Origin of the sequence: Limnohabitans sp. (assembly GCF_017848645.1) — a bacterium.
Lineage (GTDB): Bacteria > Pseudomonadota > Gammaproteobacteria > Burkholderiales > Burkholderiaceae_C > Limnohabitans_A.
On sequence record NZ_JAFEIF010000052.1, the window covers coordinates 1 to 19,782 of the forward strand.

General features: G+C 59.8%; 27 protein-coding genes and 1 tRNA gene. 23 read left to right on the top strand and 5 right to left on the bottom strand.

Going from position 1 to position 19,782, the window contains the following annotated elements; translation table 11 throughout:
* Nucleotides 1–240 precede the first annotated feature (240 nt).
* Nucleotides 241–699 (top strand): N-acetyltransferase, encoded by a 459-nt coding sequence (locus QZ190_RS12060; protein WP_291916621.1) that lies wholly within the window; start codon nt 241–243, stop codon nt 697–699.
* A gap of 118 nt (nt 700–817) precedes the next feature.
* Nucleotides 818–1,234, top strand: a complete 417-nt coding sequence (locus QZ190_RS12065) for a GNAT family N-acetyltransferase (RefSeq protein WP_291916623.1) — start codon at nt 818–820, stop codon at nt 1,232–1,234.
* 144 nt (nt 1,235–1,378) lie between these two features.
* Here the strand turns inward: QZ190_RS12065 and QZ190_RS12070 are convergent, their stop codons facing one another.
* Nucleotides 1,379–1,675, bottom strand: coding sequence for a type II toxin-antitoxin system RelE/ParE family toxin (locus QZ190_RS12070; RefSeq protein WP_291916625.1), 297 nt, complete (start codon nt 1,673–1,675; stop codon nt 1,379–1,381).
* Nucleotides 1,662–1,880, bottom strand: a complete 219-nt coding sequence (locus tag QZ190_RS12075; RefSeq protein ID WP_291916627.1) for a hypothetical protein — start codon at nt 1,878–1,880, stop codon at nt 1,662–1,664. The genes QZ190_RS12070 and QZ190_RS12075 overlap by 14 nt, the downstream gene beginning before the upstream one ends.
* A gap of 145 nt (nt 1,881–2,025) precedes the next feature.
* Here QZ190_RS12075 and QZ190_RS12080 point away from each other — a divergent pair, with 145 nt between their 5' ends.
* From QZ190_RS12080 to tatC, 9 genes are all read left to right on the top strand, one after another.
* Nucleotides 2,026–2,277, top strand: a complete 252-nt coding sequence (locus QZ190_RS12080; RefSeq protein ID WP_291916630.1) for a type II toxin-antitoxin system Phd/YefM family antitoxin — start codon at nt 2,026–2,028, stop codon at nt 2,275–2,277.
* Nucleotides 2,274–2,528, top strand: coding sequence for a Txe/YoeB family addiction module toxin (locus QZ190_RS12085; RefSeq protein ID WP_090141667.1), 255 nt, complete (start codon nt 2,274–2,276; stop codon nt 2,526–2,528). The genes QZ190_RS12080 and QZ190_RS12085 overlap by 4 nt, the downstream gene beginning before the upstream one ends.
* 54 nt (nt 2,529–2,582) lie before the next feature.
* A complete protein-coding gene (gene hisI / locus QZ190_RS12090; protein ID WP_053171708.1) occupies nt 2,583–2,972 on the top strand; it encodes a phosphoribosyl-AMP cyclohydrolase in 390 nt (129 codons plus the stop codon).
* A 5-nt stretch (nt 2,973–2,977) separates the two neighbouring features.
* A complete protein-coding gene (locus QZ190_RS12095) occupies nt 2,978–3,346 on the top strand; it encodes a phosphoribosyl-ATP diphosphatase (protein ID WP_090141666.1) in 369 nt (122 codons plus the stop codon).
* Between the two features lie 9 nt (nt 3,347–3,355).
* Nucleotides 3,356–3,715: a hypothetical protein gene (locus tag QZ190_RS12100; RefSeq protein ID WP_291916637.1), complete on the top strand. Its 360-nt coding sequence runs from the start codon at nt 3,356–3,358 to the stop codon at nt 3,713–3,715.
* Between the two features lie 28 nt (nt 3,716–3,743).
* The gene (locus QZ190_RS12105) at nt 3,744–4,100 is read left to right on the top strand and encodes a histidine triad nucleotide-binding protein (protein ID WP_291916639.1); all 357 of its coding nucleotides are present in this window, start codon (nt 3,744–3,746) and stop codon (nt 4,098–4,100) included.
* A gap of 96 nt (nt 4,101–4,196) precedes the next feature.
* Complete coding sequence (gene tatA, locus QZ190_RS12110) at nt 4,197–4,442, top strand: Sec-independent protein translocase subunit TatA (RefSeq protein ID WP_108364016.1); 246 nt, start codon at nt 4,197–4,199, stop codon at nt 4,440–4,442.
* A 34-nt stretch (nt 4,443–4,476) separates the two neighbouring features.
* Entirely contained in the window at nt 4,477–4,944 is a 468-nt protein-coding gene (gene tatB, locus QZ190_RS12115; RefSeq protein ID WP_291916643.1) for a Sec-independent protein translocase protein TatB, read from the top strand.
* A gap of 42 nt (nt 4,945–4,986) precedes the next feature.
* Nucleotides 4,987–5,775 (top strand): twin-arginine translocase subunit TatC, encoded by a 789-nt coding sequence (gene tatC, locus QZ190_RS12120; RefSeq protein ID WP_291916645.1) that lies wholly within the window; start codon nt 4,987–4,989, stop codon nt 5,773–5,775.
* An 87-nt stretch (nt 5,776–5,862) separates the two neighbouring features.
* Here tatC and QZ190_RS12125 read toward each other — a convergent pair whose 3' ends face one another.
* Entirely contained in the window at nt 5,863–7,023 is a 1,161-nt protein-coding gene (locus QZ190_RS12125; RefSeq protein WP_291916647.1) for a trypsin-like peptidase domain-containing protein, read from the bottom strand.
* 142 nt (nt 7,024–7,165) lie between these two features.
* On the opposite strand from QZ190_RS12125, the gene QZ190_RS12130 reads away from it, so the two are divergent.
* Both QZ190_RS12130 and pdxA read left to right on the top strand, forming a co-directional pair.
* Entirely contained in the window at nt 7,166–7,918 is a 753-nt protein-coding gene (locus QZ190_RS12130) for a Nif3-like dinuclear metal center hexameric protein (protein ID WP_291916648.1), read from the top strand.
* A gap of 17 nt (nt 7,919–7,935) precedes the next feature.
* A complete protein-coding gene (pdxA, locus tag QZ190_RS12135) occupies nt 7,936–9,006 on the top strand; it encodes a 4-hydroxythreonine-4-phosphate dehydrogenase PdxA (protein WP_291916650.1) in 1,071 nt (356 codons plus the stop codon).
* A gap of 12 nt (nt 9,007–9,018) precedes the next feature.
* On the opposite strand, the gene mscL is transcribed toward pdxA, so the two are convergent.
* Nucleotides 9,019–9,450: a large conductance mechanosensitive channel protein MscL gene (mscL, locus tag QZ190_RS12140; protein WP_291916653.1), complete on the bottom strand. Its 432-nt coding sequence runs from the start codon at nt 9,448–9,450 to the stop codon at nt 9,019–9,021.
* A gap of 138 nt (nt 9,451–9,588) precedes the next feature.
* Between mscL and petA the strand changes: the two genes are divergently transcribed.
* The 6 genes from petA to QZ190_RS12170 all read left to right on the top strand — a co-directional run bounded on the left by petA (nt 9,589) and on the right by QZ190_RS12170 (nt 13,722).
* The gene (gene petA / locus QZ190_RS12145; RefSeq protein ID WP_291916655.1) at nt 9,589–10,185 is read left to right on the top strand and encodes a ubiquinol-cytochrome c reductase iron-sulfur subunit; all 597 of its coding nucleotides are present in this window, start codon (nt 9,589–9,591) and stop codon (nt 10,183–10,185) included.
* Between the two features lie 11 nt (nt 10,186–10,196).
* Nucleotides 10,197–11,606 carry a cytochrome bc complex cytochrome b subunit gene (locus QZ190_RS12150; protein ID WP_291916657.1) on the top strand — a complete coding sequence of 470 codons (1,410 nt, stop codon included), beginning with the start codon at nt 10,197–10,199 and terminating at the stop codon, nt 11,604–11,606.
* 20 nt (nt 11,607–11,626) lie between these two features.
* The gene (locus tag QZ190_RS12155; RefSeq protein ID WP_291916659.1) at nt 11,627–12,391 is read left to right on the top strand and encodes a cytochrome c1; all 765 of its coding nucleotides are present in this window, start codon (nt 11,627–11,629) and stop codon (nt 12,389–12,391) included.
* Nucleotides 12,392–12,483: 92 nt separating this feature from the next.
* Nucleotides 12,484–13,095: a glutathione S-transferase N-terminal domain-containing protein gene (locus QZ190_RS12160; RefSeq protein WP_291916661.1), complete on the top strand. Its 612-nt coding sequence runs from the start codon at nt 12,484–12,486 to the stop codon at nt 13,093–13,095.
* A gap of 42 nt (nt 13,096–13,137) precedes the next feature.
* Nucleotides 13,138–13,590 carry a ClpXP protease specificity-enhancing factor gene (locus QZ190_RS12165; protein ID WP_291916663.1) on the top strand — a complete coding sequence of 151 codons (453 nt, stop codon included), beginning with the start codon at nt 13,138–13,140 and terminating at the stop codon, nt 13,588–13,590.
* 56 nt (nt 13,591–13,646) lie between these two features.
* A tRNA-Thr gene (locus tag QZ190_RS12170) sits at nt 13,647–13,722 on the top strand.
* A 72-nt stretch (nt 13,723–13,794) separates the two neighbouring features.
* Here QZ190_RS12170 and QZ190_RS12175 read toward each other — a convergent pair.
* Entirely contained in the window at nt 13,795–14,097 is a 303-nt protein-coding gene (locus tag QZ190_RS12175; protein ID WP_291916665.1) for a DciA family protein, read from the bottom strand.
* Between the two features lie 239 nt (nt 14,098–14,336).
* Between QZ190_RS12175 and secA the strand changes: the two genes are divergently transcribed.
* The 4 genes from secA (at nt 14,337) to QZ190_RS12195 (ending at nt 19,773) form a co-directional block, all read left to right on the top strand.
* Nucleotides 14,337–17,084 carry a preprotein translocase subunit SecA gene (secA, locus tag QZ190_RS12180; RefSeq protein WP_291916668.1) on the top strand — a complete coding sequence of 916 codons (2,748 nt, stop codon included), beginning with the start codon at nt 14,337–14,339 and terminating at the stop codon, nt 17,082–17,084.
* Nucleotides 17,085–17,166: 82 nt separating this feature from the next.
* Complete coding sequence (argJ, locus tag QZ190_RS12185) at nt 17,167–18,396, top strand: bifunctional glutamate N-acetyltransferase/amino-acid acetyltransferase ArgJ (protein ID WP_291916670.1); 1,230 nt, start codon at nt 17,167–17,169, stop codon at nt 18,394–18,396.
* Entirely contained in the window at nt 18,393–19,283 is an 891-nt protein-coding gene (locus QZ190_RS12190; protein WP_291916672.1) for an ATP-binding protein, read from the top strand. Before argJ ends, QZ190_RS12190 begins: the two co-directional genes overlap by 4 nt.
* A 7-nt stretch (nt 19,284–19,290) precedes the next feature.
* Complete coding sequence (locus tag QZ190_RS12195; RefSeq protein ID WP_291916674.1) at nt 19,291–19,773, top strand: NUDIX domain-containing protein; 483 nt, start codon at nt 19,291–19,293, stop codon at nt 19,771–19,773.
* The last annotated feature ends 9 nt before the right edge of the window (nt 19,774–19,782 follow it).

A 19,782-nucleotide genomic window follows, 5' to 3' on the forward strand; every position in this document is an offset into this window, starting at 1 on the left:
CTCAACGGTAGCCCCGCCTCCCGGACCCGCCCGGAACAGGCCTCTAACCGGCCAACATAGTTGTCGTCAACCGGCCAAGGTAATTGTCGTCAAACAGTCCGGTTTGCCCCAAGTTAAACCACTAAAGGCTTATGGTCGATTTTCCAACCCTGCAGACATCCCGTCTCACGCTGCGTGAGATTGTGGAATCGGATGCGGAGAATATTTTTCGAATACATGGCAACGCCGAGTAAATCAACCATGAGCATCGCCATTAGAGAAGCACGCACCACAGACATCCAAGCCGTTGCGGAGATGTTTGATTTGTATCGCCAGTTCTATGAGCAGCCCCCCGACTTGCCATTGGCGCAACAGTTCATCGCCGATCGTCTGAACAATTGTGAGTCGGTCATCCTGTTAGCGGAGTCCGCTTCATCGGGCATGCTTGGCTTCTGCCAGCTTTATCCTTCCTTTTGCTCTGTTGAGGCGAAACCGATTTATTTGCTTTACGACCTTTTTGTTTCGCCCGTCGACCGAAAGGCCGGTGTTGGCCGATTGCTCCTGCTTGCTGCCGAGAACAAAGCAGCTGCCGAAGGCAAGACACGTATGGACCTCACCACCGCTTGCACCAACCAGGCTGCGCAGTCTCTTTACGAGTCACTGAGCTGGGAACGCGATGAAATCTTCTTCGCTTACAACCGACGACTCACCCAGTCATGAGTCCTTCAACCTTTGGCGTACCTGGCTGTTGCCTAACGCTGCGTTCAGTCGGACGGCAACGTGCAGCGCACGTCGCTGCCATTTAACTGGGGCTTTAGGCTAAATGTCTGGACCTCATTTGCGCCAAGCCACCGCTGCCGACATCCCCGGCATTTGGGAGGTGCGCTACTCGGTGACCGAGAACACCCTGACGCCCGGCCGCATCTCAGATGAAGAGGTCAGAGAGTCGATTGAAGACACAGGCTGCGGGTGGGTCATCGAAGAAGCTGGTAGGATTGAGGCATTCGCCGTAGGCATCGCCAAGACGGGCAATGTCTGGGCGCTGTTCGTCAGGCCAGATGCACAAGGCCGAGGCCATGGAACCCGGTTGCATGCCGCAATGATCGAGTGGTTTCGCAAGCAACCCATCGACAGGCTCTGGCTCTCGACGGGCACAACCACCAAGGCCAGAGAGTTTTACGACAAGAACGGATGGGCGTGCGTCGGTCCTTACGGTAGTGACGAGGTCAGGTATGAACGGGCGAATGCAGCCTAAGGGGTCGTTTAACCGGAGTGCCAACGGCGGATCAACATGGCTGAAACCTGTTCGGTTAGTTGTGCATGTTTTTTAGGGCAGTTTGTGTTTTTGTGCGCGTAAGCTTTTGGCCAAGTCGACAGAGCCGTAAGTTGCTGGCGCTCATCAACGCTTTAAAGCCACGTAGAAATTTTCATGCGGCCCGACCGCCAGCAGCATCGCTTCGATGGGGGCTGTTTTGTGCGGTTGCAGTTCATAGGCCAGCAGAGTTTCTTGGCCGTTCAGTTTGAACTTGTAGACGAACACACCCGTGTGGTCACCTTTCTTTTCCTCGCCCAGCTGCGGATTTTGAAGAATGGCCTTGATGGCTTCATCCAGTGTTTTTTGTCGCGGGCATGCAGCTTTTTGGCCACCCGGTTGAACGATGGCGATGCGCTGACTTGCAGCATCAGCCAAACTCATAAGGCGCAGCCTGTCCGGCTTTGACTTCTTCGCGCGAGAGCATGGTGTCTTGGATCAGGCGCAAAGGCATGTCCGGGTTGTCGATCACGGCTTTGCCTATGCCGGCCCAGTACTCGATTTGCTGTGGCACAGAGCGGTGCTCCGCTGCAGCATAGGGTTTGGCGGCTTCGACCAATTCGTCAGACAGTTTCATTGCAACAGCCATGGGGTTTTCCTTGATGAGCTTGTATTTTGCAAGCTGTGAATGTTTATTGCAGCCTGAATTCAAGCGAAAACGCTTCTTCAGCTCCGCCGACAAGAGGGGGCATGAGCTGATATAGTTGTACCAATAAACGTACAGGAGCGCCACCATGGATGCCATGACTTACAGCACCGCTCGCGCCAATCTGGCGGGTGTGATGAACCGTGTGTGCGAGGACCACGAGCCCCTGATCATCACCCGCAATGGGGATCAATCGGTGGTGATGCTTTCGCTTGAAGATTACAAAGCGCTTGAAGAGACGGCCTATCTCCTGCGTACGCCTGCCAATGCACGGCGTTTGCTGGTGGCGGTGGGGCAACTCCATGCGGGGCAGGGCGTTGAACGCGAGTTACTCAAGTGAAGCTCGTTTTTGCCGAGCTGGCTTGGGAGGATTACCTCTATTGGCAAAAGCAGGACCGCAAAATGGTGGACCGCATCAACAAGCTGATCGAGGCTACGGCGCGTGATCCTTTTGCAGGTGTGGGCAAGCCGGAGCCCTTGAAGCATGCGCTTTCTGGTTTTTGGTCGCGCCGCATCAACGAAGAGCACCGCATGGTCTACCGCGTTGAGGGTGATCAGCTGCAAATCGCCCAATTGCGGCTGCATTACTGAGTTTTAAGGGCGTTGGCCGATAGGCCAGTGCGTACGGATTAAGATCACCCCCCTATGAATTGGCTCGACAAAATCAAATGGGATGACAAAGGCCTGGTGCCGGTCATTGCCCAGGAACAAGGCTCCGGCGACGTGTTGATGTTCGCCTGGATGAACCGCGAGGCGCTGCAAAAGACGGCCGAGCTGAAAAGGGCGGTGTATTTCAGCCGCTCCCGCAACAAACTGTGGTTCAAGGGCGAGGAGTCCGGCCATGTGCAGACGGTACACGACATCCGCATCGATTGCGACAACGATGTGGTGCTGCTCAAAGTCACGCAGCTGGGGCACGAGCCCGGCATTGCCTGCCACACGGGCCGCCACAGCTGCTTTTTCCAGAGCCTGCAAGCCGATGAGTGGCAGGCGGCCGATCCGGTCCTGAAAGACCCCGAAACCATTTACAAGTGAATGCCATGACCAATCAGGACATCCTTGACCGCCTCGCGGCCGTGGTCGAAAGCCGCAAGCCCGCCAACGGCGGCGACCCCGAGAAGAGCTATGTGGCCCGCCTGCTGCACAAGGGGCCGGACGCCTTTTTGAAGAAAATCGGCGAAGAAGCCACCGAAACCGTGATGGCCGCCAAAGATGTGGACCATGGCGGGGACAAAACCAAGCTGGTGGGCGAGGTGGCCGATTTGTGGTTCCACAGCATGATCGCGCTGGCGCACTACGGCTTGACGCCCGCCGACGTGGTCAACGAGCTGGCTCGCCGCGAAGGCCTGAGCGGCCTGGAAGAAAAAGCCTTGCGCAAAGTGCAAGAGCGCGAGCGCTTGGGGGAGTAAGCTGCGCCCATGAACACACCACCCGTCGACGACAGCGCCCACACCATCAGCTGGGTCAGTTATATCCTGCACCTGATCGTGGCCGTCAGCGCCGTGATTCCGGGGGCGCAGATGGGGCCGGCCTTGTTGGTGGTGGCGCTGATCATCGACCTGGTTAAAAAGGGCGATACCGGCGGCTGGGAGGCCACGCACTTCAGTTACCGCATCCGCACCGTGATCTGGGCGGCTTTGCTGTACCTGGTCACTGCGCCTTTGTGGCTCTTGGTTTTCCCCGGCTGGCTGGCCTGGGTGGCCATTTCCATCTGGTTTTTGTACCGGATCGTGCTCGGCATGGTGCGCCTGAACGGGCAACGTCCTGTGACCGACTGACATTTTTGACTTTGAAACCGATCAAGCCATGACCGACGACCACTGTATTTTTTGCAAAATCATCGCAGGCAAAATCCCGTCCCGCAAGGTGTACGAAGACGAGCATGTCTATGCTTTCCACGACATCAACCCTTGGGCGCCCATCCATTTCCTGATCATTCCCAAGCTGCACATCCCCTCGATGATGCATCTGGCCCCTGAGCATGCCGCTTTGATGGGCCACATGATGACCCTGGCCCCCAAGCTGGCCGCTCAGGAGGGTTGCAACCCTTACCCGGATGGCGGTTTCCGCATCGTGGTCAACAACGGCAGCGAGGGTGGACAGGAGGTGCACCACCTGCACATGCACGTCATGGGCGGCCCGCGCCCTTGGTTGCGGGGTTGAAACGGCGCTTTTGCCCCCCAAATCCTTCCTTCCTCAGGGCCGATCCGATACCGGGTGTCGATCCCCTTAGAATCCTTAGATCATTAGGAGATATTCATGGGTACTTTTTCCATTTGGCACTGGCTGATCGTGCTGCTGATTGTGGTCATGGTGTTCGGCACCAAAAAGCTCAAAAACATGGGCTCTGACCTGGGCGGCGCTGTCAAGGGCTTCAAGGACGGCATGAAAGAGGGCGGCACCAAGGACGAGGCGGCAGCCCCTGTGGCCGGTCAGGTCACGTCTTCGACCACGGCCCAAGCCGAAAAGACCACCATCGACGTCGAAGCCAAGACCAAGTCTTGAACGCTTGCACTTTTGAACGATTGAACGCCGCACTGTGCTGGATTTAAGCTTTTCGAAAATGGCGCTCATTGGGGTGGTGGCGTTGATCGTCATCGGCCCCGAAAAACTGCCCAAAGTGGCCCGAACGCTGGGCACTTTGCTGGGCAAGGCGCAGCGCTACGTGTCGGACGTCAAGGCCGAGGTCAACCGGTCCATGGACCTGGAAGAGCTCAAGAAGATGAAAGAGACCATGGAGACGGCGGCTCGCGATGTCGAGCAGACCGTCCAGACCACGGCCTCTGATTTTGAAAAGGACTGGGCCGAGACCACCGCCGGGCTGAACAGCGATTTGCCCGCCATCGAGCCACCACCACCGTATTACGTTCGCCCTGACAAAAATTGGCGTCTCAAGCGTGGCGCAGTACCCCAGTGGTACAAAGCCCGCTCCGGGGTGCGCACCAAAGCGCTTTCGGGGGCCGCACGCGTGGCCCGTTACCGGCCCAAGCCCCTCAATTCTGTGTGACGATGGCGCACCCCCTGTGCGCACCGTCCAACCGACCCCCTCATGTCTGATACCCCTTCTCAGCCCGACGACGAACTCAAAGGTTCCGAGCAACCTTTTGTGGCGCACCTGATCGAGTTGCGCGACCGCCTGATCTGGGCCGTGGCGGCTGTGGCTTTGGCGGCGGCGGCTTTGGCCATCTACCCGGGCCCCGGCGAGCTGTATGACATTTTGGCCGCCCCCTTGGTGGTGCATTTGCCCAAAGGCGCGACCCTGATCGCCACGTCGGTCATCTCGCCTTTCATGGTGCCCCTCAAGATTTTGTTGATGAGTGCTTTTTTGATCGCTTTGCCCGTGGTGCTCTACCAGGTCTGGGCCTTCGTGGCCCCAGGCTTGTACAGCCATGAGAAAAAGCTGGTCATGCCCTTGGTGGTGTCGAGCACGCTGTTGTTTTTTGTGGGCGTGGCCTTTTGTTATTTCTTTGTGTTCGGTCAGGTGTTCAGCTTCATCCAGAGCTTTGCGCCCAAAAGCATCACCGCCGCGCCAGACATTGAGGCTTACCTGAGCTTCGTGCTGTCCATGTTCCTGGCCTTTGGTCTGGCGTTTGAGGTGCCCGTGGCCGTGGTCGTGCTGGCCCGCATGGGTGTGGTCAGCATTCAAAAGCTCAAGGATTTTCGGGGTTACTTTGTGGTGCTGGCCTTTGTGATCGCCGCCGTGGTCACCCCGCCCGATGTGGTGTCCCAATTGGCGCTGGCCATTCCCATGTGCCTGCTTTATGAGTTGGGCATCTGGGCCGCGCAAATCTTCATCAAGCACACACAAGCGCCTGATGCGCCAGCAGATGCCGCCTGATTGCGAGCTGCACGTCGGGTTTGAGTGATGCATGAAAAAAGGGCCGCAAGGCCCTTTTTCCATGAGGCACCACCAACCTGGGTGGTTTCAAGGCGCCTGCCTTTTGGGTGAGGGCCTCTCCGCTGGGGTCAGCCGCAGGGACAGTGAGGCTTGTTGTCGCCAGATCAGCAATTCGGCAGGCTCGCCAGGCTTGAGGCTGGCAACCTGGTTGAGCAGGTCGGACACGCTGCCCACAGGTTGTTTGGCCACTTGCAAGATCACATCGCCCGGGCGCACTCCGGCTTTGGCCGCCGGGCCGTTTTGCAGCACGCCAGCAATGACCACGCCCTGACGGCTTTGATCGGATTTCAAGGGGGGCAGCTGGAAGCTTTCGGCCAGTTCCGGGGTCAGATCTTGCGGCTCCACCCCGATCCAGCCTCGGACCACCTTGCCGTTTTGCAGCAAATCCTGCATGACCTGTTTGGCGGTCGAGATCGGGATGGCAAAACCAATGCCCATGCTGCCGCCCGAGCGGGAGTAGATGGCGGTGTTGATGCCCATCAGGTGTCCGTTCACATCGACCAGCGCCCCGCCGGAGTTGCCAGGGTTGATGGCGGCGTCGGTCTGGATGAAGTTCTCAAAGGTGTTGATGCCCAATTGGCTGCGGCCCAGAGCGCTGACGATGCCCGAGGTCACGGTCTGGCCCACGCCAAAGGGGTTGCCAATGGCCAGCACCACGTCGCCAACTTGCAGGTCTTGCAGTTGGCCCAGCACGATCGCGGGCAAGTTGTTCAAAGGCACCTGCAGCAAGGCCAGGTCGGTGTCCGGGTCGGTGCCGATCACTTTGGCCAGGGTTTTGCGGCCATCGCTGAGCACCACCTCGATGTTGTCGGCATCTTCGATGACGTGGTGGTTGGTCAGGATGTGGCCTTCGGGGCTGACGATCACGCCACTGCCCAAGCCGCCCGGGTTTTGCTCTTCCTGCTCGCCATAGAAAAACCGGAACCAGGGGTCCTGGCCATGCGGGTTTTGACTTTTGCCTTGGCGCGTGTTGATGCTCACCACGGCAGGTGAGGCTTTTTGTGCCGGAGCGCTCAGGCTGCCGACAGGGCGGCTTCCGCTGACGGCGGGGGGCGCTTGCAGCAGGGTCATGCCTTCCACCGAGCGCTGGGCACCGCGCAGCCACCCCGGCTGCAGGGTGGCCACCACAAACCAGATGGCCACCAAAACGGTCACCCACTGCGAGAATAAAAGCCAATAACGTTTCATGGTTTCCGATTGTCCTTGATTCGGTCCCTGTGCACCTGAGCCGTGGGCATCCAGCAACACCGATGCAAGGCTGTGGCTGGTGCCCACCTGAGCCACAATCGAACACCAGCACCAATACCCACGCCAATACCCGCGCTCACCCATGACCGATGCCAAAACCCTGGGACAGGCTTTTGATGCCTTGCTCCAACCCGACAAATTCCGCGACTATGGCCCCAATGGCTTGCAAGTCGAAGGCGACCGCCCCGTGCGACTGCTGGTCAGCGGCGTGACCGCCAGCCGCGCCCTGATCGAAGCGGCCATTGAGGCCCAAGCCGACGCCATCGTGGTGCACCACGGCCTGTTCTGGCGCGGCCAGGATGGGCGCGTCACGGGCTGGATGCGTGAGCGGCTGCGCTTGCTCCTGGCGCAGGGCATTCACCTGTTCGCCTACCACTTGCCGCTGGACGCCCACCCCGAGCTGGGCAACAACGCCCAGCTGGCCCGTGTGTTGGGCTTGCAGGCCGATGGCCGCTTTGGCGAGCAGGACCTGGGTTTTGTCGGTGCGGGCCAACAGGTTTGGGCGCAGCCCCAAGCTCTGGCCGAGCATGTGGCCGCCGTGTTGGGACGCCCAGTGACCTGCGTCGGTGGCAGCGACCGGCCGGTTCAGCGGGTGGCCTGGTGCACGGGCGGCGCCCAAAGTTACTTTGAGTCGGCCATTGCCCAAGGTGTGGACGCGTTCATCACGGGTGAAATTTCCGAGCCGCAGGCCCATCTGGCGCGTGAAACCGGCGTGGCCTTTTTGGCCTGTGGCCACCATGCGACCGAGCGCTACGGCGCACCCGCTTTGGGGGCGCATGTGGCGCAGGCGCTGGGCATTGCGCACCGTTTCATCGAGATCGACAACCCGGCCTGATGCCGACCTTTTGCCCCATGAACCTGCCTGAACTGACCCGCCCCATCGCCATCACCCCCGGTGACCCCTGCGGCATTGGCCCTGAAATCATCGCCTGGGCCTGGTGTACCGCGCCTGATTTGACCCGTGGCTGCTTTGTGGCGGGCGATGTGGGCCTGATGCGCCGCGCCATGGCCTTGGTGCAGCCTTCAGTGCGCTACCCGGTGTGCGAAATCGAAACGGCTGAGCAAGCCCTTCAGGTGCCCCCAAGGTGTTTGCCTGTGCTGCAGGTGGTGCCGGAGGCGCCCGAGTTGCCTTGGGGCCAAATCGATGGCCGGGCTGGGCAATTGGCGGGCGAGGCTGTGCTCTGGGCCACGCGTGCCGCCTTGCGGGGCGAGGTGGCTGCGCTCGTCACCGCGCCCTTGCACAAAGAGGCCTTGCATGCGGCGGGCGCACCCTACGACCAATACCCGGGCCACACCGAGTTGCTGCAAGCCGAGGCGGCCCGGCATGCAGGAGTGACGCTCGCGCAAATGCCGGTGCGCATGATGCTGGCCAACGAGGAGCTGCGCACGGTGCTGGTCAGCATCCATGTGTCCTTGCGAGAGGCGCTCGACGCCATCACCGTGGACCGGGTTTTGGAGACCCTGCGCATCACCCACGCGGCTTTGGCCGCTTTGTTGGGCCGCAGGCCACGCATCGCAGTGGCGGGTGTCAACCCACACGCGGGCGAGGGCGGCTTGTTTGGACGCGAAGAAATCGAGGTGCTGCAGCCGGCCTTGTTGCAGGCCCGCCAAGAGGGACTGGATGTGCACGGCCCCTATGCGCCCGACACGGTCTTCATGCGGGCCCGTCAAAAACCGGGCGGGCAGCGTGAGTTCGATGTGGTGGTGGCCATGTACCATGACCAAGGTTTGATTCCCGTCAAGTACCTGGGCGTGGAGCAGGGTGTGAACGTGACCTTGGGCCTGCCCCTGATCAGGACCAGCCCCGACCACGGCACGGCCATGGATGTGGCCGGTCAAGGCGTGGCCGACGCCGGCAGCCTGGTCCAGGCCATTCGCATGGCGCGTCAGTTGGTGGCGGGCGTGGTCAAGGGCGAGGCCTGAGCCCTTTGGGGGTCAGGTCTTGTTTTTCAGGCTGTCGCGGATTTCACGCAGCAGCAGCACGTCTTCAGGGGTGATGGGCGCAGCTTCTGGTGCGGCTTCAGCTTGTTCATTGGTTTTGAGGCGGTTGATCTGGCGCACCATCACAAAAATCACCAAAGCCAAAATGAAGAAGTTCAAGGCCACCGTGACGAAGCTGCCGTAAGCAAAAACGGCTCCCAGTTTTTTGGCCTCTGCCAAGGGCAAGCTGGCCGCCTGACCGGCCAGCGGCAGGTAGTAATTGGCAAAATCAAGACCGCCAAACACCAGGCTCACCAAAGGCATGATCATGTCAGCCACCAAGGAGTCGACGATCTTGCCAAAGGCCGCCCCGATGATCACGCCCACAGCCAGGTCCATGACGTTGCCCTTCAGGGCGAAAGATTTGAATTCTTGAACAAATGACATCTTAAATCTCCAAAAAGAACAAGGTGCTGGCTATTGTGCCCCAGCCAGCAGCAAGCTTATGCGCTTGTAAGTCGGTTGTTTGTTTCACTCCGCTACAATTGCGGGTTGACCCTGATAACGACTCGCTAGAGGATTCCCATGAGTGACACCCCAGTCGACAGCAGCAAGCGGACCTGGCTGATTGCCTCCACTTGCGCAGGTGCCGTAGGCGCTGGCTTTGTGGCCACCCCCTTCGTCAGCAGCTTCCAACCCTCCGAACGAGCCAAAGCGGCCGGTGCGGCCGTCGAGGTGGACATTTCCGCCTTGAACCCGGGCGAAAAGCTCACGGTCGAATGGCGTGGCAAACCCGTGTGGATCATGAAGCGCTCGCCCGAGCAACTTGAATCCCTGAAAAAAACCGAAGCTCAGTTGGCCGATCCGGCCTCTGACCGCACCGCGTATCCCACCCCCGAATACGCCAAGAACAGCCACCGCTCGATCAAGCCAGAAATCATGGTGGCTGTCGGCATTTGTACCCACTTGGGTTGCTCGCCAGCCGACAAGTTCGCCGCTGGCCCTCAGCCTTCATTGCCGGATGATTGGAATGGCGGCTTTTTGTGCGCCTGCCATGGCTCCACCTTCGACCTGGCCGGTCGCGTGTTCAAGAACAAGCCCGCGCCCGACAACCTCGAAGTGCCACCTCACATGTACCTGTCTGACACCAAGCTGCTCATTGGTGAAGACAAGAAGGCCTGATGGAGAACAACATGGCTGAATTCAAAGAAATCTCTCCGAACGCCCCCGCTGGCGAAAAGCTGCTCAATTGGGTGGACAACCGTTTTCCGGCATCCAAGCTGTACAAGGAGCATCTGTCCGAGTACTACGCTTCGAAAAACCTGAACATTTGGTACGTTTTCGGTGCCCTGTCCTTGTTGGTGCTGGTCATCCAGATCGTGACCGGCATTTTCCTGGTCATGCACTACAAACCCGATGCCGCGCTGGCGTTTGCGTCTGTCGAGTACATCATGCGCGATGTGCCATGGGGCTGGTTGATCCGTTACATGCACTCCACAGGCGCATCGGCCTTCTTCGTGGTGGTGTACCTGCATATGTTCCGGGGTTTGATGTACGGCTCGTACCGCAAGCCACGTGAATTGGTCTGGATTTTTGGTTGCGCCATTTTCCTGGTGCTCATGGCCGAAGCCTTCATGGGTTACCTGCTGCCTTGGGGCCAGATGTCCTATTGGGGCGCCCAGGTGATCGTGAACCTGTTCTCGGCCGTTCCCGTCATCGGTCCTGACCTGGCTTTGCTCATCCGTGGCGACTTTGTGGTGGGCGATGCCACCTTGAACCGCTTCTTCAGCTTCCACGTCATTGCTGTGCCTTTGGTGCTGCTGGGCCTGGTGGTGGCGCACATCATTGCGCTGCACGAAGTCGGCTCCAACAACCCCGACGGCGTGGAAATCAAGGCGGCCAACGCCCCCAAAGACGCCAAAGGCAATCCTTTGGACGGCATCCCTTTCCATCCGTACTACACCGTTCACGACATCTTTTCTGTGAGCGTGTTCTTGATGGCTTTCAGCGCGGTGGTGTTCTTTGCCCCCGAGTTTGGTGGCTATTTCCTCGAATACAACAACTTCATTCCCGCTGACCCGCTGACCACGCCGCTGCACATTGCACCTGTGTGGTACTTCACCCCGTTCTACTCCATGCTGCGTGCCATCACCACCGAGATGATGTATGTGCTGGTGTTGTGCGTGGTGGTGGGTGCCTTCCTGGCCGTGGCCAAAGGCAAACTGCCCAGCGTGCTCAAAGCCGGCTTGGTGGGTGCAACGGTCGTGATCTGCGCGTTGCTCTTGACCATTGATGCCAAGTTCTGGGGCGTGGTGGTCATGGGCGCTGCGGTGATCATTCTGTTCTTCTTGCCATGGCTCGATTACAGCCCTGTCAAGTCGATCCGCTACCGTCCTGATTGGCACAAATATGTTTACGCTGTGTTTGTGATCAACTTCCTGATCCTGGGTTACCTGGGCGTCAAGCCGCCCTCGCCCATCGGTGAGCGCGTGTCCCAAGTGGGTACCCTGTTCTATTTCGGCTTCTTCCTGCTGATGCCTTGGTGGAGCAAGCTGGGCACCTTCAAACAAGTGCCTGACCGCGTGACCTTCACGCCTCACTGAGATCACGGAGATTCAAGAACATGAAAAACCTCAAGAAACTCGCATTGGGCTTTGTGATGGCGCTGGGCCTGGTGTCCGGTGCCCACGCTGCAGGCGGCGGCATTGCCTGGGACAAAGCACCCCATAAGACCAACGATTTGGCGGCTCTGCAAAACGGTGCCAAGTTGTTCGTCAATTACTGCCTCAATTGCCACTCGGCCGCTTTCATGCGTTACAACCGCCTGAAAGACATCGGTTTGACTGATCAGCAAATCAAGGACAACCTGATGTTCGCCACCGAGCGTGTGGGCGACACCATGAAGGCCGCGATCGATCCGGTGCAGGCCAAAGAGTGGTTCGGCAAGAACCCACCCGATCTAACCTTGATGGCGCGTTCGCGTTCGGGCCCAGGCGGCACCGGTGCGGATTACCTCTACACCTACATGCGCACCTACTACCGGGACAGCACCAAGCCCACGGGCTGGAACAACCTGGCTTACCCGAACGTGGGCATGCCCCATCCACTGTGGGAGTTGCAAGGTGAGCGTGAGCCGATCTTTGAAGAAAAAGACGAACACGGTCACAAAGTTCAGATCTTCAAGGGTTGGAATCAGGTCAAGCCTGGCACGATGACACCCCTGCAATACGACCAAGCCATCGGCGATCTGGTGGGTTACATGCAGTGGATGGCCGAGCCCGCCCAAAACACCCGTGTGCGCATTGGTGTGTGGGTCCTGATTTTCTTGTCCTTCTTCACCTTCATTGCCTGGCGTCTGAATGCCGCGTATTGGAAAGACGTCAAGTAATTGATCTTTCACCTGGCCCCATGGCCAGGTTCTTTGGAGTGGCAGGCCCTTGCGGCCTCCCACTCTTTTTGATTTTTTGAGGAGCCTCCGCCATGATGGTGCTTTATTCCGGAACGACTTGCCCTTTTTCACACCGCTGCCGCTTTGTGCTGTTCGAAAAAGGCATGGACTTCGAGATCCGCGATGTGGACTTGTACAACAAGCAAGAAGACATCAACGTGATGAACCCTTACGGTCAGGTGCCGATTTTGGTCGAGCGCGACCTGATCCTGTATGAGTCAAACATCATCAACGAGTACATTGACGAGCGCTTTCCGCACCCTCAATTGATGCCCGGTGACCCGGTCGACCGTGCCCGCGTGCGTTTGTTCCTGCTCAACTTCGAAAAAGAGCTGTTCACACACGTGCTGACGCTGGAAAACCGTGCCCTCAAAGGCAACGACAAGGCGCTCGAAAAAGCCCGCGCTCACATCCGTGACCGCTTGACGCAATTGGCCCCGGTGTTCCTGAAAAACAAGTTCATGTTGGGCGACAACTTCTCCATGCTGGACGTGGCCATTGCCCCATTGCTGTGGCGTCTGGACTACTACGGCATTGAATTGAGCAAAAATGCTGCGCCATTGCTCAAGTACGCCGAGCGCATTTTCTCGCGTCCTGCCTACATCGAGGCGCTGACGCCGTCCGAGAAAGTCATGCGCAAATAAAGCCGGGCGATTCGGCAGAATAATGGCGATGGAGGACCACGCATGATCAGCAACACCGAACTGCCATCAACCAGGCCTTACCTGATTCGCGCCTTGTACGACTGGTGTTCCGAAAACGGCTTCACCCCCTATGTGGCGGTGAAGGTGGACAACTCGGTGCAGGTGCCGCGCGAGTACGTGCAAGGTGGCGAGATCGTGCTGAACGTCAGCATGGACGCCACCAGTTCATTGAAGCTGGGCAATGACTTCATCGAGTTCAAGGCCCGCTTTGGTGGCAAGCCACGTGAAATCATGGTCCCCATCCACCGGGTCATGGCCATTTACGCCCGAGAAAACGGACAAGGCATGGCTTTTCCAGTGAGTGACGAAGAGGCGACTCCTGCCGCTCTGTCCTCGGTCGATGGCCCGGCGCTGGCCAGTGCGGACAGCGATGACAAGCCAGTCACACCCAGCCCGAGCAGCCCTGGCAGACCCGCACTCAAGCGGATCAAATAAAAAAAATGTGGGGCCTGTGCAAAGTCAGCCCCGGAGCACGTTAGAATTCAGCCCGTGCCGCTTTAGCTCAGTTGGTAGAGCACCCGCCTTGTAAGCGGTAGGTCGTCAGTTCGAATCCGACAAGCGGCACCAAAATACCAGCCCTGACCCAAAAAGTCAGGGCTTTTTTGTGCCCAAAAAATGCAGATGAAAAGGCCGGGCGCTTCAGCGGTTTTGCACCTTGATGCGGATCGTGGCCACGCCCAGGCCTTTGCTGTTGAGGTGGGCTTGTAGAGCCGGCAGCAACTGCCGCAGTTTGGCGGCCACGGCATTGGAACTCACCAGCAAACACCAAGCGCCGTCTTCAATGGGCCCCGCTTGAATGCCAGCCCGCAAAGGGGCAGGCAGCAAGCTTCGAATGGCTTGCAGGCGATCAGACGACTCACGCACACGCCCCATCAGCAGCGCGAAGGTGGGGGACTCCTGGGCGGCTTGTTGCAGGGGGATGGCTTGGTGGCGTCTTTGCATGGCGTGTATTTGAAGCAGATTATCTGGCAAGGCCTAGGGCTTCGGTCCTGCGCCTTGAAAAGGCTTTCGAGGTGGCCTGGTCAAGCGGCTAAAATCATCCGGTTATGCAGTTCGCCCTTGGGCGGCCTGTCGGGTTGATGGGGCCGAGGCCCCGCCAACCCGGATTTCATGAAACTTTTTACCAGACAGGATAGACGGTCTGTTTTTCAGCCCCAGCGCTGAAGGTGGATCTAATAGACATGGCCATCCCATTCCTCACCAAGATTTTCGGCAGTCGCAACGACCGCCTGCTCAAAACTTACCGCAAAACCGTCGAGCGCATCAACGCCCTGGAAGCCGGACTCGAAAGCCTGAGCGACGATGAGCTGAGGGCCAAAACCCAGAGCTTCCGCGACCGCGCTGCCGCAGGTGAGAGTCTGGACGCCTTGCTGCCTGAGGCTTTTGCCGTGGTGCGCGAAGGCTCCAAGCGGGTCATGAAGATGCGCCACTTTGACGTGCAGCTCGCCGGTGGCATTGCGCTGCACAACGGCAAGATCGCCGAGATGCGCACGGGCGAGGGCAAAACCCTGACCTCCACGCTGCCTGCTTACCTCAACGCCATCGCAGGCAAGGGCGTGCATGTGGTCACGGTTAACGACTACCTGGCCAGCCGCGATGCCACCTGGATGGGCAAGCTCTACAACTTCCTGGGGCTGACTGTCGGCATCAACTTGCCGCAACTGCCACGCGAAGAAAAGCAGGCTGCCTACAACGCCGACATCACCTACGGCACGAACAACGAATACGGTTTTGACTACCTGCGCGACAACATGGTCTATGAAGCCCATGACCGTGTGCAGCGCCCCCTGAACTACGCCATCGTCGACGAGGTGGACTCGATCCTGATCGACGAGGCCCGCACGCCTTTGATCATCAGCGGCCAGGCCGAAGACCACACGGCCACTTACCTGGCCATGAACCAGGTCGTGCCGCTGCTCACCCGCCAGGAAGGCGAGGCGGATCCGCGCACTGGCGAAGGCATCATCACCCCGGGTGACTTCACGGTGGATGAAAAATCGCACCAGGTCTTCCTGACCGAAGACGGCCATGAAAAGGCCGAAGCCGTGCTCTCGCAAATGGGCCTGATCCCGGAGGGCACCAGCCTGTACGACCCGGCCAACATCACGCTGATGCACCACCTGAATGCCGCTTTGCGTGCGCAGCACCTGTACCACCGCGACCAGCACTATGTGGTGCAGGACGGCGAGATCATCATCGTGGACGAATTCACCGGTCGCCTGATGACGGGTCGCCGCTGGAGCGATGGTTTGCACCAAGCTGTGGAAGCCAAAGAAGGCGTGCAGATCCAGGCCGAAAACCAGACCCTGGCCTCCATCACCTTCCAGAACTATTTCCGCCTCTACAACAAGATCGGCGGCATGACCGGCACGGCCGACACCGAGGCTTATGAGTTCCAGGAAATCTACGGCCTGGAGACCGTGGTCATTCCGCCGCACCGCAAGAGCCAACGCGACGACCAGCTCGACCGCGTGTACAAGACCTCGCAGGAGCGCTACAACGCAGCCATCGCCGACATCCGCGAATGCCACGAGCGTGGTCAGCCGGTGCTGGTGGGCACCACCTCGATTGAAAACTCGGAGCTGATCGCCCAGCTGCTGACCCAGCAAAAGCTGCCACACCAGGTGCTCAACGCCAAGCAGCACGCCCGCGAGGCGGACATCGTGGCCCAGGCCGGTCGACCCGGCATGATCACCATCGCCACCAACATGGCCGGTCGCGGCACCGACATCGTGCTGGGCGGCAACATCGAAAAAGATGTGCAGGCCATCGAAGCCGATGAGAGTCTGAGCGAAGCTGCCCGCCAGGACAAAGTGGCCCAGTTGCGCGAGCAATGGAAAGTGGTGCACGAGCAGGTCAAGGCCTTGGGCGGTTTGCGCATCATCGCCACCGAGCGCCACGAGTCGCGCCGCATTGACAACCAGCTGCGTGGCCGCTCGGGCCGCCAGGGTGACCCCGGCTCTTCACGCTTTTATTTGAGCCTGGACGATCCTTTGATGCGCATTTTTGCGGGCGACCGCGTGCGCTCCATCATGGACCGTTTGAAGATGCCCGAGGGCGAAGCGATTGAGGCGGGCATTGTCACGCGCAGCATCGAAAGTGCCCAGCGCAAGGTCGAGGCCCGCAACTTCGACATCCGCAAGCAGCTGCTGGAATACGACGACGTGTCCAATGACCAGCGCAAGGTGATTTACCAGCAGCGCAACGACATTCTGGACGCGCAGGACATGCACGCCCAGATCACGGCGCTGCGCGAAGGCTGCTTCACCGATCTGGTGCGCCAGTATGTGCCCGCCGAATCGGTGGAAGAGCAGTGGGACCTGCCGGGTCTGGAAAAAGTGCTGGCCGAAGAGTGGGGCATGAGCCTGGACTTGCAAGGCAAGGTGCAGGCATCGAGTGCCATTTCGGATGAAGACCTGCTGGAGCTGGTGGTCACAGCAGCCCATGCGCAATTCCAGGCCAAGCTCGATCAGGTGGGGGCCGAGAGTTTCGTGTCCTTTGAACGCATGATCTTGTTGCAAAGCATTGACACCCACTGGCGCGAACACCTGAGCGCGCTGGACTACCTGCGCCAAGGCATTCACCTGCGCGGCTACGCACAAAAGCAGCCTAAGCAGGAATACAAGCGCGAAGCCTTTGAGTTGTTTGGCCAGTTGCTGGACGCCGTCAAAAACGAGGTCACCAAGACCTTGATGATGGTGCGCATCGATTCGGGTGACCAGATGCAGCAAGCGGCGCAAGCCATCGAAGAGCGGGCCGAGCAGATCAGCAACGTGACCTACAGTGCCCCGGATGAAACCGGTCAGCCGCAAACTGTGGCGGCCGACTTGGCCGGCTTGCAGCAAGCTTATGGCCAGGTGGGCCGCAACGAGCCCTGCCCCTGCGGCAGTGGCAAGAAGTTCAAGCAATGCCACGGCAAACTCGCCTGAGTGCGATGAACGGACAAAACGGGCTTCGGCCCGTTTTGTCCTTGTGCCTTCTCAATTCCGATTGTTTTCCTGAAGGATGTTTATGCCCGTGAATATGCCCCCACTGGACCCCGCACAACTTCAGCCCATCGCGGGCGTGCGCATCGGCATCGCCCAAGCGGGTGTGCGCAAAGCCAACCGCAAGGACCTCACCGTGTTCTTGCTGGACGAGGGGGCCAGCGTGGCCGGTGTGTTCACCCGCAACCGCTTTTGCGCCGCCCCTGTGCAGGTCTGCCGTGAGCACCTGGCTGCGGGCAGTTCTGTGCGGGCTTTGGTCATCAACACGGGCAACGCCAATGCGGGCACAGGCGCACCGGGCCTGGCCCATGCCCGTCAGACATGCGAGGCCTTGGCTGCGCTGCTGCACTGCACGCCTTCGCAGGTGCTGCCGTTTTCGACCGGCGTGATCATGGAGCCGCTGCCCGTGGACCGCATCGTGGCGGGCCTGCCTGCGGCCCTGGCCGATGCGCAAGCTGCTCGTTGGGCCACGGCTGCCGAAGGCATCATGACCACCGACACCGTGCCCAAAGCAGCCAGCGTGCAGGTGCAAGTGGGCGGGAGGGCCGTGAGCATCACCGGCATCAGCAAGGGCGCGGGCATGATCCGCCCCAACATGGCCACCATGCTTGGCTTTGTGGCCACCGATGCGTGCATCGATCCGGCCCTGCTACCCGCTTTGGCCAAACAGTTGGCCGATGGTTCGTTCAACCGCATCACCATCGATGGCGACACCTCGACCAACGATTCCTTCATGCTGATCGCCACGCACAAAGCAGGCAACACACCCATCACCTCGCTGGACAGTGAAGGCGGCCAGGCCTTGGTGCCGGGCTTGATGCAAGTGGCCCGCCAACTGGCGCATGCCATCGTGCGCGATGGCGAGGGCGCGACCAAGTTCATCACGGTGCGGGTCGAAGGCGGCCGAACGGGCGAAGAGTGCCGCCAGGTGGCTTATGCGATCGCGCATTCGCCCTTGGTCAAAACCGCTTTCTTTGCCAGCGACCCGAACCTGGGCCGCATTTTGGCGGCTGTGGGTTACGCCGGGATCGATGACTTGGACCAGGGCCTGATCGAGTTGCACCTGGACGATGTGCATGTGGTCTCGCAAGGTGGTCGCCGCGCCGAGTACCGCGAAGAAGACGGTCAGCGCGTCATGAAGGGCAGCGAGATCACCGTCCGCGTCGGCCTGGGCCGAGGCACTGCCAGCGACACCGTGTGGACCTGCGACCTGAGCCACGATTACGTCACCATCAACGCGGACTACCGTTCATGAACTCTCCTGCTTCTTCAGCCTTGGACCAACTGCTGGCCAAAGTCAGCCAGCTGGTGGACCGCATCGAGTCGGTCTTGCCCCAGCCCCTGTCTGCGCCCGACTGGACGCAGGCCATTGCCTGGCGCTACCGCAAACGCTCGTCCGGCCACGGCGTGCTCGAACCTGTGCGCCATGTGGCGGCCATGACGCTGGATGACCTCAAGGAAATCGACGACCAGAAGGAAAAACTGCAGCGCAACACCGAGCAGTTTGTGCACGGCCGTCCGGCCAACAACGTGCTGCTCACGGGCGCACGCGGCACAGGCAAGTCCTCGCTGATCAAGGCGTGCCTGAACACCTATGCGCCCCAAGGCCTGCGTTTGATCGAGGTCGACAAAGAAGACCTGACCGACCTGCCCGACATCATCGAAGTGGTGGCGGGCCGCCCCGAAAAGTTCGTGGTCTATTGCGACGACCTGAGCTTTGAAGACGGCGAGCCGGGCTACAAGGCGCTCAAGTCGATTTTGGACGGCACCGTGGCGGCCTCGACCCCCAATGTGTTGGTGTACGCCACCAGCAACCGCCGCCACCTGCTGCCCGAGTACATGAGCGAGAACCTCACCTACAAGCACACCGACGATGGCGAAGTCCATCCCGGTGAAGGCGTGGAAGAGAAAATTTCCCTGTCTGAGCGCTTTGGCCTGTGGATCAGTTTCTACCCCTTCTCGCAAGACGAGTACCTGACCATTGCCGGCCAGTGGCTCAGTGCTTTGGGTGCCACGCCTGCACAGATCGAGGCCGCTCGCCCCGATGCCTTGCTCTGGGCTTTGGAGCGCGGCTCGCGCAGCGGCCGAGTGGCCTACCAGTTTGCGCGGGACATGATGGGCCGCCAAGCCGATCCCGCATGAGCCACACATGAGTCAGGATTTGTTGGTCGCCGACGGCGAGCGCGCACGCGAAGACCTGAGCGCCGGCCAGGCCGAGCGTGCCGTGGTCGATGTGGCGGTGGGTGTGCTGCTGCAAGCCGATGGCCATTTTTTGCTGACCTCGCGCCCAGAGGGCAAGGTGTATGCAGGCTATTGGGAATTCCCGGGCGGCAAGCTCGAAGTGGGCGAGTCGGTCGAGCAAGCGCTGCGCCGTGAGTTGCAGGAAGAGCTGGGCATCACCATCGGTGCCGCCCAAGTCTGGAAAACCCAGATGGTCGATTACCCGCACGCGCTGGTGCGTCTGCATTTTTGCAAAGTGTGGGACTGGCAGGGTGAGTTGCAAATGCGCGAAGCGCAATCACACGCTTGGCAGTTGCTGCCCGTGGCTGTGACGCCGGTTCTGCCGGGCACCATTCCCGTGCTGGCTTGGCTGGCCGAAGAGCGTCAGTTCACGGACGCCACGCACGCTTGAAACCCGACG

Bases quoted from the DNA above. Each gene is read 5' to 3' on its own strand.
- QZ190_RS12195 (WP_291916674.1), top strand. From the start codon at position 19,291: ATGAGTCAGGATTTGTTGGTCGCCGACGGCGAGCGCGCACGCGAAGAC.
- hisI (WP_053171708.1), top strand. From the start codon at position 2,583: ATGAATTGGCTCGACAAAATCAAATGGGATGACAAAGGCCTGGTGCCG.
- QZ190_RS12175 (WP_291916665.1), bottom strand. From the start codon at position 14,097: ATGCAAAGACGCCACCAAGCCATCCCCCTGCAACAAGCCGCCCAGGAG.
- mscL (WP_291916653.1), bottom strand. From the start codon at position 9,450: ATGTCATTTGTTCAAGAATTCAAATCTTTCGCCCTGAAGGGCAACGTC.
- QZ190_RS12075 (WP_291916627.1), bottom strand. From the start codon at position 1,880: ATGGCTGTTGCAATGAAACTGTCTGACGAATTGGTCGAAGCCGCCAAA.
- QZ190_RS12100 (WP_291916637.1), top strand. From the start codon at position 3,356: ATGAACACACCACCCGTCGACGACAGCGCCCACACCATCAGCTGGGTC.
- QZ190_RS12155 (WP_291916659.1), top strand. From the start codon at position 11,627: ATGAAAAACCTCAAGAAACTCGCATTGGGCTTTGTGATGGCGCTGGGC.
- QZ190_RS12160 (WP_291916661.1), top strand. From the start codon at position 12,484: ATGATGGTGCTTTATTCCGGAACGACTTGCCCTTTTTCACACCGCTGC.
- QZ190_RS12080 (WP_291916630.1), top strand. From the start codon at position 2,026: ATGGATGCCATGACTTACAGCACCGCTCGCGCCAATCTGGCGGGTGTG.
- QZ190_RS12060 (WP_291916621.1), top strand. From the start codon at position 241: ATGAGCATCGCCATTAGAGAAGCACGCACCACAGACATCCAAGCCGTT.
- tatC (WP_291916645.1), top strand. From the start codon at position 4,987: ATGTCTGATACCCCTTCTCAGCCCGACGACGAACTCAAAGGTTCCGAG.
- pdxA (WP_291916650.1), top strand. From the start codon at position 7,936: ATGAACCTGCCTGAACTGACCCGCCCCATCGCCATCACCCCCGGTGAC.
- QZ190_RS12165 (WP_291916663.1), top strand. From the start codon at position 13,138: ATGATCAGCAACACCGAACTGCCATCAACCAGGCCTTACCTGATTCGC.
- tatA (WP_108364016.1), top strand. From the start codon at position 4,197: ATGGGTACTTTTTCCATTTGGCACTGGCTGATCGTGCTGCTGATTGTG.
- QZ190_RS12125 (WP_291916647.1), bottom strand. From the start codon at position 7,023: ATGAAACGTTATTGGCTTTTATTCTCGCAGTGGGTGACCGTTTTGGTG.
- QZ190_RS12105 (WP_291916639.1), top strand. From the start codon at position 3,744: ATGACCGACGACCACTGTATTTTTTGCAAAATCATCGCAGGCAAAATC.
- QZ190_RS12190 (WP_291916672.1), top strand. From the start codon at position 18,393: ATGAACTCTCCTGCTTCTTCAGCCTTGGACCAACTGCTGGCCAAAGTC.
- QZ190_RS12130 (WP_291916648.1), top strand. From the start codon at position 7,166: ATGACCGATGCCAAAACCCTGGGACAGGCTTTTGATGCCTTGCTCCAA.
- petA (WP_291916655.1), top strand. From the start codon at position 9,589: ATGAGTGACACCCCAGTCGACAGCAGCAAGCGGACCTGGCTGATTGCC.
- QZ190_RS12095 (WP_090141666.1), top strand. From the start codon at position 2,978: ATGACCAATCAGGACATCCTTGACCGCCTCGCGGCCGTGGTCGAAAGC.
- QZ190_RS12070 (WP_291916625.1), bottom strand. From the start codon at position 1,675: ATGAGTTTGGCTGATGCTGCAAGTCAGCGCATCGCCATCGTTCAACCG.
- secA (WP_291916668.1), top strand. From the start codon at position 14,337: ATGGCCATCCCATTCCTCACCAAGATTTTCGGCAGTCGCAACGACCGC.
- argJ (WP_291916670.1), top strand. From the start codon at position 17,167: ATGCCCGTGAATATGCCCCCACTGGACCCCGCACAACTTCAGCCCATC.
- QZ190_RS12150 (WP_291916657.1), top strand. From the start codon at position 10,197: ATGGCTGAATTCAAAGAAATCTCTCCGAACGCCCCCGCTGGCGAAAAG.